The sequence below is a fragment of the Amycolatopsis sp. NPDC102522 genome, from assembly GCF_055584485.1.
In genome coordinates, this window is the sequence record NZ_JBVJLY010000015.1 from 181,820 (window position 1) to 197,752 (window position 15,933).

Sequence of the window (15,933 nt, forward strand, 5' to 3'; positions counted from 1 at the left end):
AACCTGGACCAGAAAGGCGCTCAGCGGCGCGCCACCGGCGGATCGACGTTGGGGCACTTGCGTTCCGGCGGCACCGGGGATCCGTCGAGCGAGACCTGGCTGACGCCGACGCACGCCTGGTTCCCCGGTCCCGACGACATTCCACTCAGGAGCGAATCGAGGTTCTCCTTCACCCCGCAGCCGGAGAACTTCGGCAGCGTGAACTCCCGGTAGGCGGGATCCGCGGCGTTCGGATCGGTGCGCAGCACACCGCCGTTGAACATGTCGTACTTCTCCCCGCGGAGGTTGAGCACGAGCGGTCCGGCGGTGAGACAGCTGTCGCCGACGTCGAGAGCGACGCCGTTGATGGTGACACCGCTCAGTTTCGCGAAGACTTCGATGCGCGTGGTGACCGTCGAGGAGCCGTCCGGTTCCGAGATCACCGTGCCGTTGATGTCGATGATGTGGTTGCCGGTCCGGTGATCCGGTGGCAGCAGTTCCATCGTCGCGGTGATCGGGGCGAAGCCGAAGCCGAGGAACGTCACCTTGCTCGGGGGCATCATCGTCGTGCCGGTGATGCTGCTCGGCGGGTCGGGCGGGACGATCCAGAAGGCGTTGAACATGAACGCCTGGGTGAGCCGCGCGAAAGCGCCGAGCTTGGCGATCGTCGACGTGCCTTGCACTTCGAAGGGCTGCAGGGGGAACACGAGGACGTTCGGGTCCGGTTCGTCGTTCGTCGCACGGGTGCCGGGCTGAGGCTTCCGCTCGCCAGGTTTGCCGCTGTCCGGTTTCGTGACACCCATCGCCAGCAAGGCGACACTGCCGAGAGTGGCGTCCTGGCCAGGGTTCTGGGTGCACGTGATCGGCTTGAGCGGGGTCTCGGCCGAGGTCGAGGCCAGTGCGAGAGACGGGGCGCCGGTGGACAGCCGGAGTTCGCCGGGGACGGTCATCGCGATTTCGGGCACCTTGCCCGTCGCGACCAGCTTTACTTCGCCGGTGGCGGGGACCTTGGTCGCCGGGATCGTGAGGGTGACCGGCACCGGTGTCTTCTTGTCTTCGCGTGTGGCCGTGAGCTCGACGGTCGCGCCACCGGCGACTTCGGTGACCTCGCCGAGCGTGCCCTCGGCGAGGCTGAAGGTCAGCGAGAAGTCCTTGACCTGCAGCGGTTTTCCGGTTTGGACGACCTTCGGCAGGGTGGCGGAGGTCTCCATGACGACCGGTCGTTCGCCGACGGGGTCCGGAAAGACGCAGGTGTTGTTCAGGGTCTGCCGCGCGGTGGCGGCGCCCTGAAGCGGCGGGGACGGCGGCGTCGTCGGATCGGTCGTCGCCGAGGAGGCGAGTGCGCCGTTCACGCCCGCGAGCAGGATGACGCCCGCCAGAACGGGAAACCTCCCGAGTGCCCGGCGAACCTGCTGCGTCATACGGGTTCCTCTCGTGTCCGGTGTGGAGCCCGTGCGGGGCGGGGCGCCCCGCCCCGCACGGAGGGTTCATCAGGTGATCGGGATCGCCGGGCTGAACGCGCGGTTCTGTGCCGGGTTGGTGTTCTTCACGGTGCAGTTGAAGTTCCAGGTGGTCCAGGAACCGTCCTTCTTGTGGAAGTCCAGCGGCGCGTTGATCGTGGTGCCGAGGGACGCGGTCGCCGAGCCGGGGGCGCCGGCGGTGAACGTCGGGACACCGGTGCCCGCGTCCTGGACGATGTTGAACGACCGGGGACCGGGCACGTACGGGTTGATCTGCGTCGGGACGTTCAGGTTCGTCACCGTCGCCGACGCCGGGGTGGCGTTGGTGATGGTGATCGGCATGTTGGCCTTGCCGCGGACACCGTCGTAGTTGGCGGCGTTGAGCAGGGCGTTGATGGAGGCGTTGATCGTGGCGGTGCCGCCGACACTCGACGGAGTCGCGGTGGCCCCGGAAGCGATCGAGTCCGGCCCGACGAAGCTCGCCTTCACGTCCAGCTGCTGCTGGCCGATGCCGGGGAAGTTGCACATGTACGCGACAGTGCCGGTGGAGTAGGTGGTCGCGGCGGCGGCCGTGCCGGCGGTGAGCACGGCGACCGCGCCCAGCACGATGCCGGTGGTGGCGACGCCTGCTGACAACTTGCCAAGTCTACGGGACATACCTGTCATCTCCTTTGATCCAGTTTACGTCTCGGGCGGCTTTCCCCATGCGCCTTTCGGCGGATTTTTCTGATCAAATATGCTCGACCTGAGCGGCCTTCTCGGTGGTGGGGTAAACCGAGGTTACCCGCGAGTTATGTACGTAACAAGGATTCATGTCGACATGTTTCGGAGTGGGTGAGCAGCCTGTTCGTTCTTGTCAGTGCGCGCTGAATGCGATTATGAAGTTTGTGCGACGATGACAAAGGCGCGGCCGATCGGCGGAACCGGGTTAACATTCGCCGCATGGCTTCAGTCAATCGACTATCCACGACACGGCGCGTGACGACTACCGCGATAGCCGTAATGATCGCCACGGTTTCCCTTTCCGGTATCGCCGACGCCGCGCCTACTGGTGAGGCGCGGCCTTGGGGAAGCAACGACTACGCGCAGGGACAGGGCAACGTACCCGCCTCGGCGCTGGGCGCGAGCGCCGTTTCGGCGGGCGCGATCACCCATCTGGCGCTGAAGGACGGCGGCGTGATCGCCTGGGGCAACAACAACTACGGCCAGGCCACCGTGCCCGCCGCGGCGACGTCGGGGGTCACGGCGATCGCGGCGGGGTGGGCGCACGAACTGGCGCTCAAGAACGGCGGCGTGATCGCCTGGGGCAACGGCTTCTACGGCCAGAACGTCGTCCCGGCGGCCGCCACCTCGGGTGTCACCGCCATCTCCACCAGCGCGTACTTCAACCTCGCGCTGAAGGCGAACGGCAGCGTGCTGAGCTGGGGTTCGAGGACGGCCGTGCCCACGACGGTTTCGTCGGGGGTCACCGCGATCTCGGCGGGCGGTGACCACGGGCTCGCGCTGAAGAACGGCGGCGTCGTCGCCTGGGGCAGCAACGGGAAAGGCCAGATCACCGTACCCGCGGCGGCGACGTCGGGGGTGTCGGCGATCTCGGCGGGGTTCCGGCACAGCATCGCGCTGAAGAACGGTGGCGTCATCGCGTGGGGCGACAACACTTCCGGGCAGGCCACGGTTCCGCCGGAAGCCTCGTCCGACGTCGTCGCCATCGACGCCGGCTACAACCACAACGTCGCGCTCAAGTCCGACGGGAGCGTTTTCGCCTGGGGCAGCAATGTGAAGCAGGAAAGCCGGGACACCAGCACGGAACCGCCGACGGACTACTGGAAGTTCTCCGGCGTCTGCGCCCCGGTCTACGCCATTTCCGCAGGTGACAGCACCGGCGTCGCACTGGTCGACCCGACCGCGCCGTACTTCTGCTGAGGCTGCGAGGCCGGTCTCGTGAGTGGTAAGGACGGTTCTAGCGGACCCGTATTTGCCTACCCACTGGGATCCGGTGTCTTCGTGGTGGGTGGAAGGTGTGACGGGGGAAGATTTCGGACGTTGAATGTCCGGAATCTTCCCCGCTCGGCTGTCGGCCGGGGTGTCCTCGCGACGGTGAAGGATTTGGGACGTTCAACGTCCCAAATCCTTCACCGTCGATCGGGCATACGCCGGGATCGCCACCTTCGCGCAGGTCAGCGGCAGGTAGGCAAGTGCCGGTCGGTTCTAACCGTCCTTACCGCTCACGAGCTTTCAGGACAGGTTCGACTTCATGTTCAGGTTGATCGTGTTGCCCGGACCGGAGATCAACGCGCCCAGCGCGAGGTCGTTGATGAAGCAGTCCTTGAACTCGGGGATCGTGAACACGCCCGAAGACGGGATGGTCTCCGCGAACAGGTCGACGTTCTTCGACACCAGGGTCAGGTCCAGCGGCTTGACCGTCTTGCAGGCGTTCGGCACCGTCGGGAGTGGGATGACCGGCCAGAACAGGCCGACGACGATGTTGTCGATCAGCATGTTCGCCTGCGAATGGGTGGTCAGGTCGCCGTTGGCCAGCGTGCCGGTGACCGGGCCGGTCGGCTCGATCCGCACGCGGGCCTTGATCTTGAAGACACCCGAGACCAGCGAGATGTTCGCCGTCGAGGGCGGCAGGGACAGATCGCCGCGGATCCCGACGTTGTCACCGTCGATGACCAGGGCGCCGTTGAGCTGGCCCGGGCCGAGGTCGAGGCTGCCGCCGGTCTTCTTCACCACGGTCTTCCCGGTGACGGTGTAGGACACCGGGATCTCCACCGGGTCGTCCGCCAGGGCCGGGGTGGCGGCAAGGGAGCCCGCCATGGCGGCCGCGGCGGTGAGTGCGACCACCGTGCCGAGACGGCGACGGACGGTTTTCGGGCGCGTTCGACCGAACATGGGTTTCTCCTCGTTTTCTCTCGTGTTTTATACCGCTCGAAAAATGAGAAATGGCTTGTTTGTCACCGGGGAACAAGGTCGGTGATGACCCAATTGTCGCCTTCGCGTTCCGCGGTGATCGAAAGCTGGGCCGCGGCCGTCGTCGACGAATTGTTGTCGGCTCGCGTCGCCGCTTGATCGAGGAATACCAGCAGTCGCGCTTTTCCGTCGCCGAGTTCCTGGACGGCGGAGGAGGAGACGCGGGTCGTGAGGACGAGTTTCTGTACCGGAGCCTTTTCCCTGACCTGTGCGAACAACTGGTTGTACGACTCCAGCGCCTTGCCTCTCAGCGCCGAAGTGGCTGCTTTTTCGGTGACGTCCGTCCGATCGTAGGAATAGGAGAAGACCTTGTTGAGCGCCACCGTCACCGCGGAGTTCACCTCGGCGCTCGCCCCGACGTCGGTGAGCGCCGTGTTGGCCGCCGCAGGAGCCGACGAGATCGACCTCGCCTGCAGCGTGAACCACACCCCCGCCGCCACCAGCACGGCCGCCGCGACCAGCAGGATCAGCGGCAGCTTCGGCCGGCGGGACGGCTGTTCGGCGGTCTCTTCGGCGACGGGTTCGGCCGTGGCCGTGGTCTCGGTTTCGGTCTCCGTGACATCGTCGGTGTCGGCCGTGGCGGTCATCGCGCACCCACCGGGAGCTGGTCGAGCGCGCTGAGCTTCCAGCCCTCGCCGGTCCTGGTCAGCCCGGCGGCGAACCGGTTGCGCTTCGTCGTCGGCGCCGCGCCTTCCTTCGCCATCGTGATCTCGACCGAAGCCAGCATCTTGGCCGTTCCCGCGTGGTCGTCGAGTTCGCTGATCGCCGCGTCGAGCACCTTGCCCGTCGAGACCGTCGCGTTCTTGGTGAGCGTCTGCTTCGTCGCGTCGTCGGTCTTGCCCAGCTGATCGCGCAGGGGACCGGTCGACGCGGCCAGCCAGTCGGCGATGCCCTCCTCGACACGGTGGTGGTCGAGGCTGGTCAGCCGGGCGACGAGCTCACGCCCGGTCTTCAGCGCGTCGTCGCGCGAGTTGCCGTAGGCCACGGCCTCGGAACCCGTCGCGGTGAACCAGGTGTACCCGGCCCATCCGGCGAACGCGCAGGCCGCGGCGAACACGGCGATCGCGATCTTCAGTGGCGCAGCCATAACATCTCCTCGAGGCTGGTGGACGTCGGCTGGCCGTCGGCGCCGAACCCGCCGGGGATGGAGGCGGGCGGGACACCGCCCTTCGGCGCGTTCTGCGAGCCGCGGACCGAGCTCGGGTTGCCCTTTTCGAGCGTGCACGCGGCACCGGTGTTGAACGGCAGCGCCGAGAGTTCCGCGCTGCTGCGGATCTTCGTGCCCTCGTAGCCCTTGGTGCACGGCATCGGGTCGAAGAAGGTCAGGGTCAGCCCGACCTTCCCGGACTCGCCGTCGATGGCCGCGTCGACGGCGGAGACCGCCTTCGGGGTGTTGATCAGCAGCTGACGAAGGCCGTCGGTGCGCGTGGAGAACACGTGCGACGTGGTGAGCAGGTTCGCCAGCAGGATCGGCAGACCGGGCTCGTTGTCCCGCAGCAGCCCGGAGAGCTGGGTCGCCGCGCCGGGCGCGGTCGCGATCAGCTGGCGCAGGTCACCGTCCGAACGGGCCAGTTGCTGGGCGAACTGCCTGGCGTTGTCGCTGAACTGCCGCCACGCCAGCGACGAGTCGACCTGGGTCTTCAGCACGGTCGAGCCGTCGGTGAGCAGCTTCTCCGTCTGCGGCAGGTGGTTCGCGGCCTGCTTGGTGAAGTCGGTGGTGGAGTCGAGCAGCACCTGGAGGTTCGCGCCGGAACCGCGCAGGGCGTTGTCGAGTTCGTCGACGACGGTCCGCAGATCCTCGGTCGGCACGGACGCGGTCAGCGAGTCCAGGTCGGTCAGCAGATGCTGCACCGGCAGCGGAACACTCGTCGCCTCGCGAGGGATGACCGAACCCTCGGCGAGGAACGGCCCGTCGCCGGTCCGCGGCTGCAGGTCGACGAACTGCTCGCCGACCGCGGACCGGTTCGCCACGACCGCCCGCGAGTTCGCGGGGATCGACGGCGCGTCGTCGTCGATCAGCAGATCCGCTTCCATGCCCCCGGCGGTGAGCCGGAGTTCGCCGACCCGGCCGACGGCGACGCCGCGGTAGGTCACCTCGCCGTTGGTGAACAGGCCTCCGCCGTCGGTCAGCGCGAGCTTCACGGTGAACCCGTTCGCCCCGAAGAGCCGGCCGAGCCCCGCGTAGTTGGCCCCCACGAACGCCGTCGTCGCCAGCGCGATGATGACGAACGCGATCACCTGGATCCGGACACGGGTGGTGAGCATCAGCTACCTCCGGAGGACGGCAGCGGAAGGGTGGGGAGCCCCGGCGGGACCCCTTCGCCCGGGGGAGGCAGTTCGACGCCCGGCGCGGGGACCATCGAGGCGTAGACGTTCAGGTAGTCGCCCTTGATCCCGTCGCGGACGGCGTCGGTGAACGGGAACGTCGGCAGGATCTCCAGCGACTTGGGCAGGTTCTCGCCGGCGTCGGCCAGCCGCTTGAGGATCGGCGCGAGCGCGGTGAGATCGGCGACGAGATCGGCCCTGGTCTTCTTGATCACGTCGACGCTGACCCCGGAGAGCCGGTCCAGCGCCTGCAGCATCGAGACGAGCTGGGTGCGCTGTTCGGAAAGGCTCTTCAGACCGGGGGTGAGGTCGGTGAGCGCGCCTTCGACCTGCGTCTTCCGGTTCGCCAGCGTCGTCGAGAGCTGGTTGAGGCCGTCGAGCGCCGAGGTGATGTCGGAGCGGTGCGTGTCCAGGTTGGACACCAGTTGCTCCACAGTGGACAGGAAGGAGCGGATCTCCTCCTCGTTGCCGTCCATCACCTTCGACAGCTCGCGGTTGATGGTCTGCAGCTGGCCGATCCCGCCGCCGTTGAGCAGCAGGGACAGCGCGCCGAAGATCTCCTCGAACTCCGGGTTGCGGTTCGTGCTCGCGACGGGGATCACCCCGCCGTCGCCCAGCCTGCCTTCGGCCTTCGCCGCGCTCGGGGCGAGTTCGATGAACTTCTCGCCGAGCAGGCTGGACTGCCGCAGCCGCGCGATGGCGTTGGCGGGCAGGCGGACGTCGCCGTTGACGGCCAGGACGGTTTCCGCCGTCCAGCCGTCTTCGCCGAGCTTGATCGTCTCGACCCGGCCGACCGGGACGTCGCCGACCTTCACCGCGGCCTGGGGGACCAGGTCGAGCACGTCGGCGAACTGCACGGTCACCCGGTACGGATGGTCGCCGATGTCCGCGCCGCCGGGCAGCGGCAGGTCGTAGACACCCTTGAAGTCGGAGGAACACGCGGTGAGCGCGAGACAGCACGCGGCGAGTACCGCGATCGTCCGTTTCGTGGTCATCAGCGGCCCCCGGTGTAGGTGTCGCCGGAGACCGGAAGCGGCAGCGGGGCGTAGTCGAGCAGGAGGCCGCGACCCTGCAGCTTCCCGGTCTTCGAGTCGACGGCTTCGAGCACGTTCGTCACCGCCAGCGGGATCGTGTCGAGGGTCTCGGCCAGCGCGGCGCGTTTGTCGACCAGCGTCCCGGTGGTCACCGCGAGCTTGTCCACATTGGACTTGATCAGCGCGCGGTTGTCCCGGATGAACTGCTGGATCTGCGCCAGCGCGCCGCCGAGGCCGTTCAGCGCGCGGGCGAGCTCGTCCTTGTTCTGTGCCAGCGTCCCGGTCACCGAGGCGAGCTGCTTGTTGATCTCGCTGACGTTCCGGTCGTTCGTCGCCAGCATCGAGGTGAACCGCTGCAGTTCGTCGACGGTGGCGAACAGGTTCTGCGAGTTCCCGGACAGCGTCCTGGCGAGGTCGGCGAAGTTGCGCACCGACTCGTTGAACGGCTTCCCGTTGCCCTGCAGGTTCTTCGCGCCGGTGCGAAGCAGATCCGAAAGGGCGCCGTCGGCGTTCGCGCCCTTGGGACCGAGGGCCTTGGCGAGCGTGTCGAGGCTGGAGTAGAGCTGGTCGAGCTCCACCGGCGTGCCGGTGCGTTCCATCGGGATCGTCGCGCCGTCGTTCAGCCTGTTCCCGGAGCGGGTGAGCTTGGTGAACTGGACGTACCTGTCGGCGACCACGCTCGGCGCCACGACGAGGACGTTGGTGTCGGCGGCGATCGGCGTCGAGCCGTCGACGGTCAGGACGACCTTGACCTGCTCGCCCTCCGGGGCCACCGATTCGACCTGGCCGACCCGGACGCCGAGCACCCGGACGTCCGATCCACTGTAGACACCGACGGCACGCGAGAAGTAGACGGTGACGCGGTCGAGCCCGCTGCCGGAGAAGATCCACCAGAGACCGCAGACGACGGCCAGCGCGAGTACGAGCGCCAGGGTGACGAACCTGCTGGTCATCGGCCACCTCCGGGAATCGGCGGGGTGCAGGGATCCCGGTTTTCCGGGATGAGCCCGCACAGGTAGCTGTCCACCCAGCGCCCGTTGCCGAGCGAGTTGTTCACCACGCGGAAGTACGGCGCGGCGAGGTCGAGGCTTTTGGCGAGATTGTCGTTCTGCCGCTGCAGGATGTCGGTCACCTCTCCGAGCTGGCTGAGCGCGCCGCCGAGCTGCTCCTTGTTGTCCTGCACCAGGCCCGAAAGCTGGGTGGCGAGGTCCTTGGATCCGGTCAGCAGGTCGTGGATCGCCTGGCGCCGGTTGTCCAGTTCGGTCAGCAGCAGATTGCCGTCCGAGAGGAGCTTGGCGAAGTCTTCGTTCGAGTTCGCGAGCGTTGTGGTGAGGCCGTGCGCGTTCGACAGCAGGCTGGCGAGTTCGGTGTCCCTGGAGGACACGGTCTTCGACAGCGACGTCAGCCCTTCCAAGGCCTTCCGGATGTGGTCGGGCGAGTTCTTGAACGTGTCGGACAGCGTGGTGAAGCTCTCCGCGAGCTGATCGGTGTCGATCGCGCCCGCGGTGTCGGCCAGCCCGTTGAAAGCCTCGGTGACGTCGTAGGGCGTGACGGTCCGGGTGCGCGGGATGACCTGCTTCGGGTTCTGCACCGTCTCGCCGGTCGGGCGCAGCGCGAGGAACTTCCGGCCCAGCAGGGTCTTGATCTTGATCTCGGCGGCGGTCCGGTCGCCGAGCCAGGCGTCCTTGACCCGGAAGCTCACCACCACGTGGTCCTCGGCGAGCTGGACGTCGCTCACCTCGCCGACCTTGATCCCGGCGATCCGGACCTCGTCGTCGGCCTGCAACCCGGCCGCTTCGGAGAACTCGGCCTGGTAGGTGGTCCCGGAGCCGATGATCGGGAGGTTCTCGTAGTTGAGCGTCGCGGTCAGCAGCGCGGCCGCGACGGCGCTGCCGACGACACCGATGACGATCGGGTTCCGCTCCTTGAAGGGTTTCACGACGCGCACCTCTCCGCCGTCGCCGGGACCCCGCGGGGAGGATTGCTCCGGAGGACGGCCGAGCACAGGTAGAAGTTCATCCAGGATCCGTACGAGCTGATCCGGCCCAGGTCGTTCAGCTTTCCCGGAAGCTCGGTGAGGACCCGTTCGACCTCGGGCTTGCCCTGGTCGGTCGTCAGCGCGCCGGAGAGCAGGCCGAGTCCCTCGATGCTGTCCTTGAGCGGTTCCCTGCCCTGTTCGAGCAGACCGGCGGTGGCGGTGGTGAGGTCCGCGAGCCCGGAGACGGCCTCCCCGATCTCGGCGCGGTCACCGGCCAGGCCGGACACCAGCTCCCTCAGTGTGGAGACCAAAGTGGACAGTGCGTCACCCTTGCCGTTGATGGTCTTCAGCACCGTGTCCAGGTTCGTGATCACGTCGCCGATCACCTTGTCGCGGCCGGCGAGCGTGGTGGTCAGCGAACCGGTGTGCGCCAGCAGGCTTTCCACCGTGCCGCCCTCGCCCTGCAGGACCTGGACGATCTCGCCGGAGAGCTGGTTGACGTCCTTGGGGGACAACGCCTGGAACAGCGGTTTGAAGCCGTTGAACAGTTCCGTGAGATCCAGTGCGGGAGTCGTGCGTTCCAGTGGGATCTCCGCCCCCGGCTCCAGAAGTGCGCGGGTGCCCTTGCCGCGTTCGAGGGCGATGTAGCGCTGGCCGACCATGTTGCGGTACTTGATCACCGCGCTCACGTCGGCGGGCAGCTTGCGCTGGGAGTCGAGTGAGAACCGGACCCGGGCCAGGCTGTGGTCGGCGATCTCGAGTTCTTCGATCTGGCCGACCCGCACGCCGGAGATCCGGACGTCGTCGCCGACGTTCAGCGAAGTCGCGTCGAGGAATTTGGCGCTGTAGGTCTTGGTGTCGCCGAGGCCGGTGTTCGTGATGGACACCGCCAGCAGCACCGTCGCCAGTGTCGTGATGACGACGAAGATCAGCCCCTTGATCAGCGGGCTCACGAAGTTCCTCATCGCAGGGTCACCTCCGTGCCCCGGTAGAGCGGCCCGACGAGCACACTGCCCCACGCGGGCACCTGGTTGACCGGGACACCGGCCGACGGCGCGACCAGCGTCGAGATCAGCTGCTGTTCCTGCGGCGAGTTCGCCAGGCCGAGGTCGCCCTGCACGCCCGGGAGCGCGGCGGTCTTCTCACCGGTCGCCACGATGCCCTGGCCCATCATGCTGTTCGACGGGTAGCAGCGTGGTTCACCGGTGGCGTTGTAGACCGGGTCGTCCTTGCCGGGCACGTATTTCGCGCGGGGCTGGGTGATGGTGATCTCCGCGTGCAGGCCGGGTTCGTCGGTGCCCTTGCCCAGCACCTTGTCCATCTGCGGCTTCAGCTTGGCCAGCGCTTCGATCGTGCAGGCGAAACTCGGCGAGTACTTCGCGGCGACTTCGAGCGGAGCCCGGCTGTCGGCGGCGAGCGCGATGATGTTGGCGCGGTTGTTGGCGAGGAACGTCGTGACCTGCTGGGAAGACGACGTCACCTGCTGGTACACGGTCGCCAGTTCGGCACGTTTCTCCCGGACGGTGTCGAGGGTGACGGCCGAGGCGCTCAGCGAGTCGAGCAGATCCGGCGCGATGTCGCCGTAGAGCCTCGAAACCGTCGCGAGGTCGCGGATGTTGTCGTTCAGCGCCGGGAGGTTCGGGTTGAACTTCTTGAGATAGTCGGCGGCGGTGGCGAAGGTGTCGCCGATCTGCTCGCCGCGGCCTTCCAGCGCGGTGGCGACCGTGGTCAGCGTGGTGGCGAGCTTCTGCGGCTGCACGGCCTGGAGCAGCGGCAACAGGTTGTCGAAGACCCGTTCCAGCTCGATCGCGTTGGCCGAGCGGTCCTGGGTGATCAGGTCGCCCGAACTCAAGGGTTCGGCCGTCGATCCGTCCGGAATGGACAGCTGCACGTACCGCTCACCGAACAACGTCTTCGGCACGAGCAGCGCGGACACGTTCTTCGGCAGCTGGGAGACCTTGCCGGGCTCCATGGCCAGGTCGATCTCCGCGCCTCCCGGCGTGGCGCGGACGCCGCGGATCTCGCCGACCACCACGCCGCGTGCCTTGACCTGCCCGCCCGCGCGCAACTGGTTGCCGACGCGGTCCGCCTGCAGCGTCACCGGGACCGACGTGACGAAGTCCTTCTGGTAGATCTTGATCGACAGCAGCACGAGGGCGGACATCACCACGAGGAACAGCACCCCGGCCGTCCGGACCCCGGCCTTGCGCAGCCCGCGCCGGCTCATCCGGCCACCTGCACCGTCGTGGTCGCGCCCCAGATCGCGAGGCTGAGGAAGAAGTCCAGCACGCTGACGGCCACGATCGCCGTCCGCACCCCGCGGCCGACCGCCACCCCGACGCCCGCCGGCCCGCCGCTCGCGCGGAAACCGTAGTAACAGTGGGCGAGCACGATCACGACACTGAACACCAGCACCTTGCCGAACGACCAGAGCACGTCGCCGGGCGGCAGGAACAGCAGGAAGTAGTGGTCGTAGGTGCCCGCGGACTGGCCGTAGAACCAGACGGTGATCTGGCGTGAAGCGAGATACGAGGTCAGCAGGCCGATCGCGTACAGCGGGATGACCGCGAGGAAGCCCGCGATGATCCGGGTGGTCACCAGGTACGGGACGCTGGGGATGCCCATCACTTCGAGCGCGTCGATCTCCTCGGAGATCCGCATCGCGCCCAGTTGCGCGGTGAACCCGCAGCCGACGGTGGCCGAAAGCGCCAGCCCGGCGACGAGCGGCGCGATCTCGCGGGTGTTGAAGTACGCGGAGACGAACCCGGCGAACGCCGACGTGCCGACCTGGTTGAGCGCCGAATAACCCTGGAGCCCGACGACCGTGCCGGTGAACACGGTCATCCCGATCATCACGCCGATCGTGCCGCCGATGACCGCGAGCGCGCCGCTGCCGAAGCTGACTTCGGCCAGCAGGCGGGTGATCTCGCGGAGATAGCGGTGCACCGCGCGCGGCACCCAGGCGAGCGCCTTGAGGAAGAAGAGGATCTGGTCGCCGAGCGTGTCCAGGAAACCGAACCGGCGGTCCACCGCCTCGCGGACCCGCGTGGCCCGGGTGCTCGTGGGGGGAGGTGTCGTCGTGGTCATCAGCTGCCCTTCGCCGGGACGAGCTGCAGGTAAAGCGTCGTCAGCACGAGGTTCAACAGGAACAGGAGCAGGAACGTGATCACCACGGATTGGTTCACCGCGTCACCGACGCCTTTCGGGCCGCCTTTCGGATTGAGCCCGCGATAGGAGGCGACGATCGCCGCGACGAAACCGAAGATGACCGCTTTGATCTCGCTGATCCAGAGGTCCGGAAGCTGCGCGAGAGCGGAGAAACTGGCCAGATACGCACCCGGTGTCCCGTTCTGCATGATGACGTTGAAGAAATAGCCGCCGAGGACGCCGACCACGCTGACCATTCCGTTGAGGAACGCGGCGACCCCCATCGCGGCGAGCACCCGCGGCACGATCAGGCGCTGGATCGGGGAGACCCCGAGCACCTCCATCGCGTCGATCTCCTCGCGGATCGTGCGGGACCCGAGGTCCGCGCACATCGCCGACCCGCCGGCGCCCGCGATCAGCAGCGCCGTCACGATCGGGCTCGCCTGCTGGATGATCGCCAGCACACTGGCCGCGCCGGTGAAGGACTGCGCGCCGATCTGCGCGGTCAGCGAACCGATGTGCAGCGCGATGACCGCGCCGAACGGGATCGCGACCAGCGCTGTCGGCAGGATCGACACACTCGCGATGAACCAGAACTGCTGGATCAGCTCGCGGGCCTGGAACGGCCGCCGGAAGGTCAGGCGGAGGACGTCGAGGCCGAGTGAGTAGAGCCTGCCGGTCTCCCGGAGCGCACCCGCGCCGGGGAATGAGGGTGCGTTAGTCCGGACGCCCACGCCGACCCTCCCGTTTTCCGGGCACGGCGAATACACCCCAGCTTGCGCAATTCCTTTGCTCCGAATGGCGGAACGGAATCGTTGAATAAGATCAACGGGGTGTTACCGTGCTGTTTGCTACTGGTCGGTACGCTAATCACGCGCCTGCCTGGTGACAAGAACTTCGGTGTGATCAAGACGTCACGTCCTGGTAACCGGTGAATTCTTGTCCCTATCTGACAAAGGCGGACGGGGATCTTGTCCGTTCTTTCGTGTTCGGCGGCGCGCTGGGTCACCACGGTGAGTGGTGACCCGATGGTCACCCGCTTGGCGGTTCGATCGGCCCTCGAGTCGCTTGTCCGTGAAGGCCCCGGTTGGGTGCAGAGCAGGGCAGGGCGGGGGCTTGGCGGGGCGGGAGCTAGCGGGGCGCGGGTCTGGTGGGGCGCCTTGGCGTGTCGCGAAAGCCACTTTCGCGACGTTGTCGGTGGGTAGGGCAAACGTGTCATGTCGTTGAGGCGTGCCCCCAATGTGGCGTTGGGGACGTTGGGTGTCCCCAATGCCACATTGGGGACGTTCCGGGGTCGGTGTGGGCTCGGTGTCGTGTCGTGAAGGGCCCCTTGGGGACGTTCAACGTCCTGAAGGGCCCCTTCAGGACAGTGACGTAGGGCGACCTGGGGCACCGGAACTCGGCGGGATGAGGTGAAGGGAACCTTCCCCGCGTGCGATGCGGCGAAAGTCCCCTTCGCCAGCCCGACACGGCCGCCTTACCTCTCAATAGATGTCCCGAAAGTGGCTTTCGCGACATGGCCACTGGGTCGTGAGTGGCGTTTCGGGTTATTGAGGGGTAAGGCAAACCTGGCGTGTTTGTGGACGGTGTCGGTGACTCTGCGCGACACTGGGTCGTTGACCTCGACTGTGTGTGGATTTTGGTGCGTTGGATGACCAGAAATCCACACAGTCCTGTCGTGGTCGGACCGGTCACGACAGTCGGACAGGGGGGTGTGTGGAAATAGGGACGTTGAGCCTGGATCCACCGATGTGTTTGTCTGTTGATCTTGTCTGCGGTTGTTGATCAGGTGTCTGGTTGGTGGGCGTGGTGGGTCACCGGCCGTCGCATCCGGTGTGTCCACTGTGGTCTGGTTGTCGGGGCGAGGGTCAGGCTGTTGAGTGTGTTGCGGCGAAGAGGCTCTGGTAGGCGGCTTGCCAGGGCCAGTTCGTTGGTAATCGCAGGGTGATGCGGCGGGCGGTGCGGGTGATGCGGGCGGGGATGGCGATCAGCTGTTTGCGCAGCGTTCCGGTGCGGGCTTGGCGTGAAACGTGCTGGTGAGGCAGCCTGTGGCGCGGAGGAGGTTGTGGGTGAGGCAGGCCAGGATCAGCCAGGCGTGGTTGGCGGGGAACCGGCCGGAGGGGAAATGCGCGAGTGCGGAGTCGTTGAGGTCGGCGAAGATCTGTTCGATGATGGCGTGCCGGCGGTGATGTTCGTCGGCGGTGTGCAGGTCGAAGTCGGTGTCGGTGAACACGGCGTGGTGGTTCCAGACGCGGAACAGCTCGCCTTGGTCGTTCCGCTTGAACCTCGGGGTGCGGCGGACGAGTAGCCGGGCGGTGACCTGACGGCCGGGGTTCTGGCTGGTGTTGACGAACGCGGTCAGGGTGGTGTCGGCGATCTCGGCGTGTGTGATCGACTCGCCGGTCAGCGGGTCGGGGATCGGGTGCCGGTAGGCGATCGTGGTCCAGGCGTCCTCGCCGATAGCGTTGATCGCAGCCTGGGTGGCCACGTTTTTCTGGGCGGTGACCGAGAAATAGGCGCCCGCCGCGCGGATCGCCGCGATGATCGGGCCGGTGAAGAACGCCGAATCAGCTCTCACCGGCCGTGTCATGACAACCGTGTAAGCCATGGATGGACCAAGATCGGGTCGTCGAACGCGACCCAGAAGGGCTCCATCTGTGACCGAGAACACATCGTCCGATCGGGCTGCGGGTCCCGCGGCCGGCGAGGCACTCGCTCGTGTGTTGCCGCCGGAAACGCTGGATGCGTTGGTGAAAGACGCGTATGCGAATGGCGGGGCGCTGGGCGCGCAAGAATTGCTGAACGAGATGACCAAGGCGGTGCTCGAGCGGGCGCTGGACGCCGAAATGACCCATCATCTCGGATACGAGAAAGGAGACCCTGCCGGGAACGGTTCCGGGAATTCCCGGAACGGCAGGTCCCCGAAAACCGTGTCCACCACCAACGGTCCGGTCGAGCTGGATGTGCCGCGCGACCGGAACGGTTCGTTCGAACCGGCGATCGTGCCGAAACGCTCACGCAGGCTGGGCAATATCGA

General features: G+C 67.0%; 16 protein-coding genes. 2 read left to right on the forward strand and 14 right to left on the reverse strand.

The annotated features are described in order from the left end of the window. Positions 1–20: 20 nt before the first annotated feature. Together ACZ6YV_RS30010 and ACZ6YV_RS30015 are read right to left on the reverse strand one after the other, a co-directional pair. Positions 21–1,400, reverse strand: a complete 1,380-nt coding sequence (locus ACZ6YV_RS30010; protein ID WP_465512793.1) for a DUF6801 domain-containing protein — start codon at positions 1,398–1,400, stop codon at positions 21–23. 69 nt (positions 1,401–1,469) lie between these two features. Continuing rightward, positions 1,470–2,096: a DUF6801 domain-containing protein gene (locus tag ACZ6YV_RS30015; RefSeq protein WP_465512794.1), complete on the reverse strand. Its 627-nt coding sequence runs from the start codon at positions 2,094–2,096 to the stop codon at positions 1,470–1,472. Positions 2,097–2,441: 345 nt separating this feature from the next. Between ACZ6YV_RS30015 and ACZ6YV_RS30020 the strand changes: the two genes are divergently transcribed. Beyond that, complete coding sequence (locus ACZ6YV_RS30020; RefSeq protein ID WP_465512795.1) at positions 2,442–3,362, forward strand: RCC1 domain-containing protein; 921 nt, start codon at positions 2,442–2,444, stop codon at positions 3,360–3,362. A gap of 312 nt (positions 3,363–3,674) precedes the next feature. On the opposite strand, the gene ACZ6YV_RS30025 is transcribed toward ACZ6YV_RS30020, so the two are convergent. The 12 genes from ACZ6YV_RS30025 to ACZ6YV_RS30080 all read right to left on the reverse strand — a co-directional run bounded on the left by ACZ6YV_RS30025 (position 3,675) and on the right by ACZ6YV_RS30080 (position 15,486). Then, positions 3,675–4,334 (reverse strand): hypothetical protein, encoded by a 660-nt coding sequence (locus ACZ6YV_RS30025; protein ID WP_378241715.1) that lies wholly within the window; start codon positions 4,332–4,334, stop codon positions 3,675–3,677. Between the two features lie 62 nt (positions 4,335–4,396). Further along, a complete protein-coding gene (locus ACZ6YV_RS30030; RefSeq protein WP_465512796.1) occupies positions 4,397–4,999 on the reverse strand; it encodes a hypothetical protein in 603 nt (200 codons plus the stop codon). Continuing rightward, on the reverse strand, positions 4,996–5,499 hold the full coding sequence (locus ACZ6YV_RS30035) for a hypothetical protein (RefSeq protein ID WP_465512797.1): 504 nt from the start codon (positions 5,497–5,499) through the stop codon (positions 4,996–4,998). The genes ACZ6YV_RS30030 and ACZ6YV_RS30035 overlap by 4 nt, the downstream gene beginning before the upstream one ends. Beyond that, the gene (locus ACZ6YV_RS30040; protein WP_465512798.1) at positions 5,484–6,677 is read right to left on the reverse strand and encodes an MCE family protein; all 1,194 of its coding nucleotides are present in this window, start codon (positions 6,675–6,677) and stop codon (positions 5,484–5,486) included. Before ACZ6YV_RS30040 ends, ACZ6YV_RS30035 begins: the two co-directional genes overlap by 16 nt. After that, entirely contained in the window at positions 6,677–7,732 is a 1,056-nt protein-coding gene (locus ACZ6YV_RS30045; protein ID WP_465512799.1) for an MCE family protein, read from the reverse strand. Before ACZ6YV_RS30045 ends, ACZ6YV_RS30040 begins: the two co-directional genes overlap by 1 nt. After that, complete coding sequence (locus tag ACZ6YV_RS30050; RefSeq protein WP_465512800.1) at positions 7,732–8,724, reverse strand: MCE family protein; 993 nt, start codon at positions 8,722–8,724, stop codon at positions 7,732–7,734. The genes ACZ6YV_RS30045 and ACZ6YV_RS30050 overlap by 1 nt, the downstream gene beginning before the upstream one ends. Next, positions 8,721–9,710, reverse strand: coding sequence for an MCE family protein (locus ACZ6YV_RS30055; RefSeq protein ID WP_378241709.1), 990 nt, complete (start codon positions 9,708–9,710; stop codon positions 8,721–8,723). Before ACZ6YV_RS30055 ends, ACZ6YV_RS30050 begins: the two co-directional genes overlap by 4 nt. Continuing rightward, the gene (locus tag ACZ6YV_RS30060) at positions 9,707–10,714 is read right to left on the reverse strand and encodes an MCE family protein (RefSeq protein WP_465512801.1); all 1,008 of its coding nucleotides are present in this window, start codon (positions 10,712–10,714) and stop codon (positions 9,707–9,709) included. The genes ACZ6YV_RS30055 and ACZ6YV_RS30060 overlap by 4 nt, the downstream gene beginning before the upstream one ends. Then, positions 10,711–11,976, reverse strand: a complete 1,266-nt coding sequence (locus ACZ6YV_RS30065) for an MCE family protein (protein WP_465512802.1) — start codon at positions 11,974–11,976, stop codon at positions 10,711–10,713. Before ACZ6YV_RS30065 ends, ACZ6YV_RS30060 begins: the two co-directional genes overlap by 4 nt. Next, positions 11,973–12,836, reverse strand: a complete 864-nt coding sequence (locus tag ACZ6YV_RS30070; RefSeq protein ID WP_378241706.1) for an MlaE family ABC transporter permease — start codon at positions 12,834–12,836, stop codon at positions 11,973–11,975. The genes ACZ6YV_RS30065 and ACZ6YV_RS30070 overlap by 4 nt, the downstream gene beginning before the upstream one ends. Then, the gene (locus ACZ6YV_RS30075) at positions 12,836–13,630 is read right to left on the reverse strand and encodes an MlaE family ABC transporter permease (RefSeq protein WP_465512803.1); all 795 of its coding nucleotides are present in this window, start codon (positions 13,628–13,630) and stop codon (positions 12,836–12,838) included. Before ACZ6YV_RS30075 ends, ACZ6YV_RS30070 begins: the two co-directional genes overlap by 1 nt. A 1,253-nt stretch (positions 13,631–14,883) precedes the next feature. Then, the gene (locus tag ACZ6YV_RS30080) at positions 14,884–15,486 is read right to left on the reverse strand and encodes a transposase (protein ID WP_465512804.1); all 603 of its coding nucleotides are present in this window, start codon (positions 15,484–15,486) and stop codon (positions 14,884–14,886) included. 133 nt (positions 15,487–15,619) lie between these two features. Between ACZ6YV_RS30080 and ACZ6YV_RS30085 the strand changes: the two genes are divergently transcribed. Further along, on the forward strand, positions 15,620–15,933 hold a 314-nt coding region (locus ACZ6YV_RS30085), incomplete at its 3' end, for a transposase (protein ID WP_465512808.1).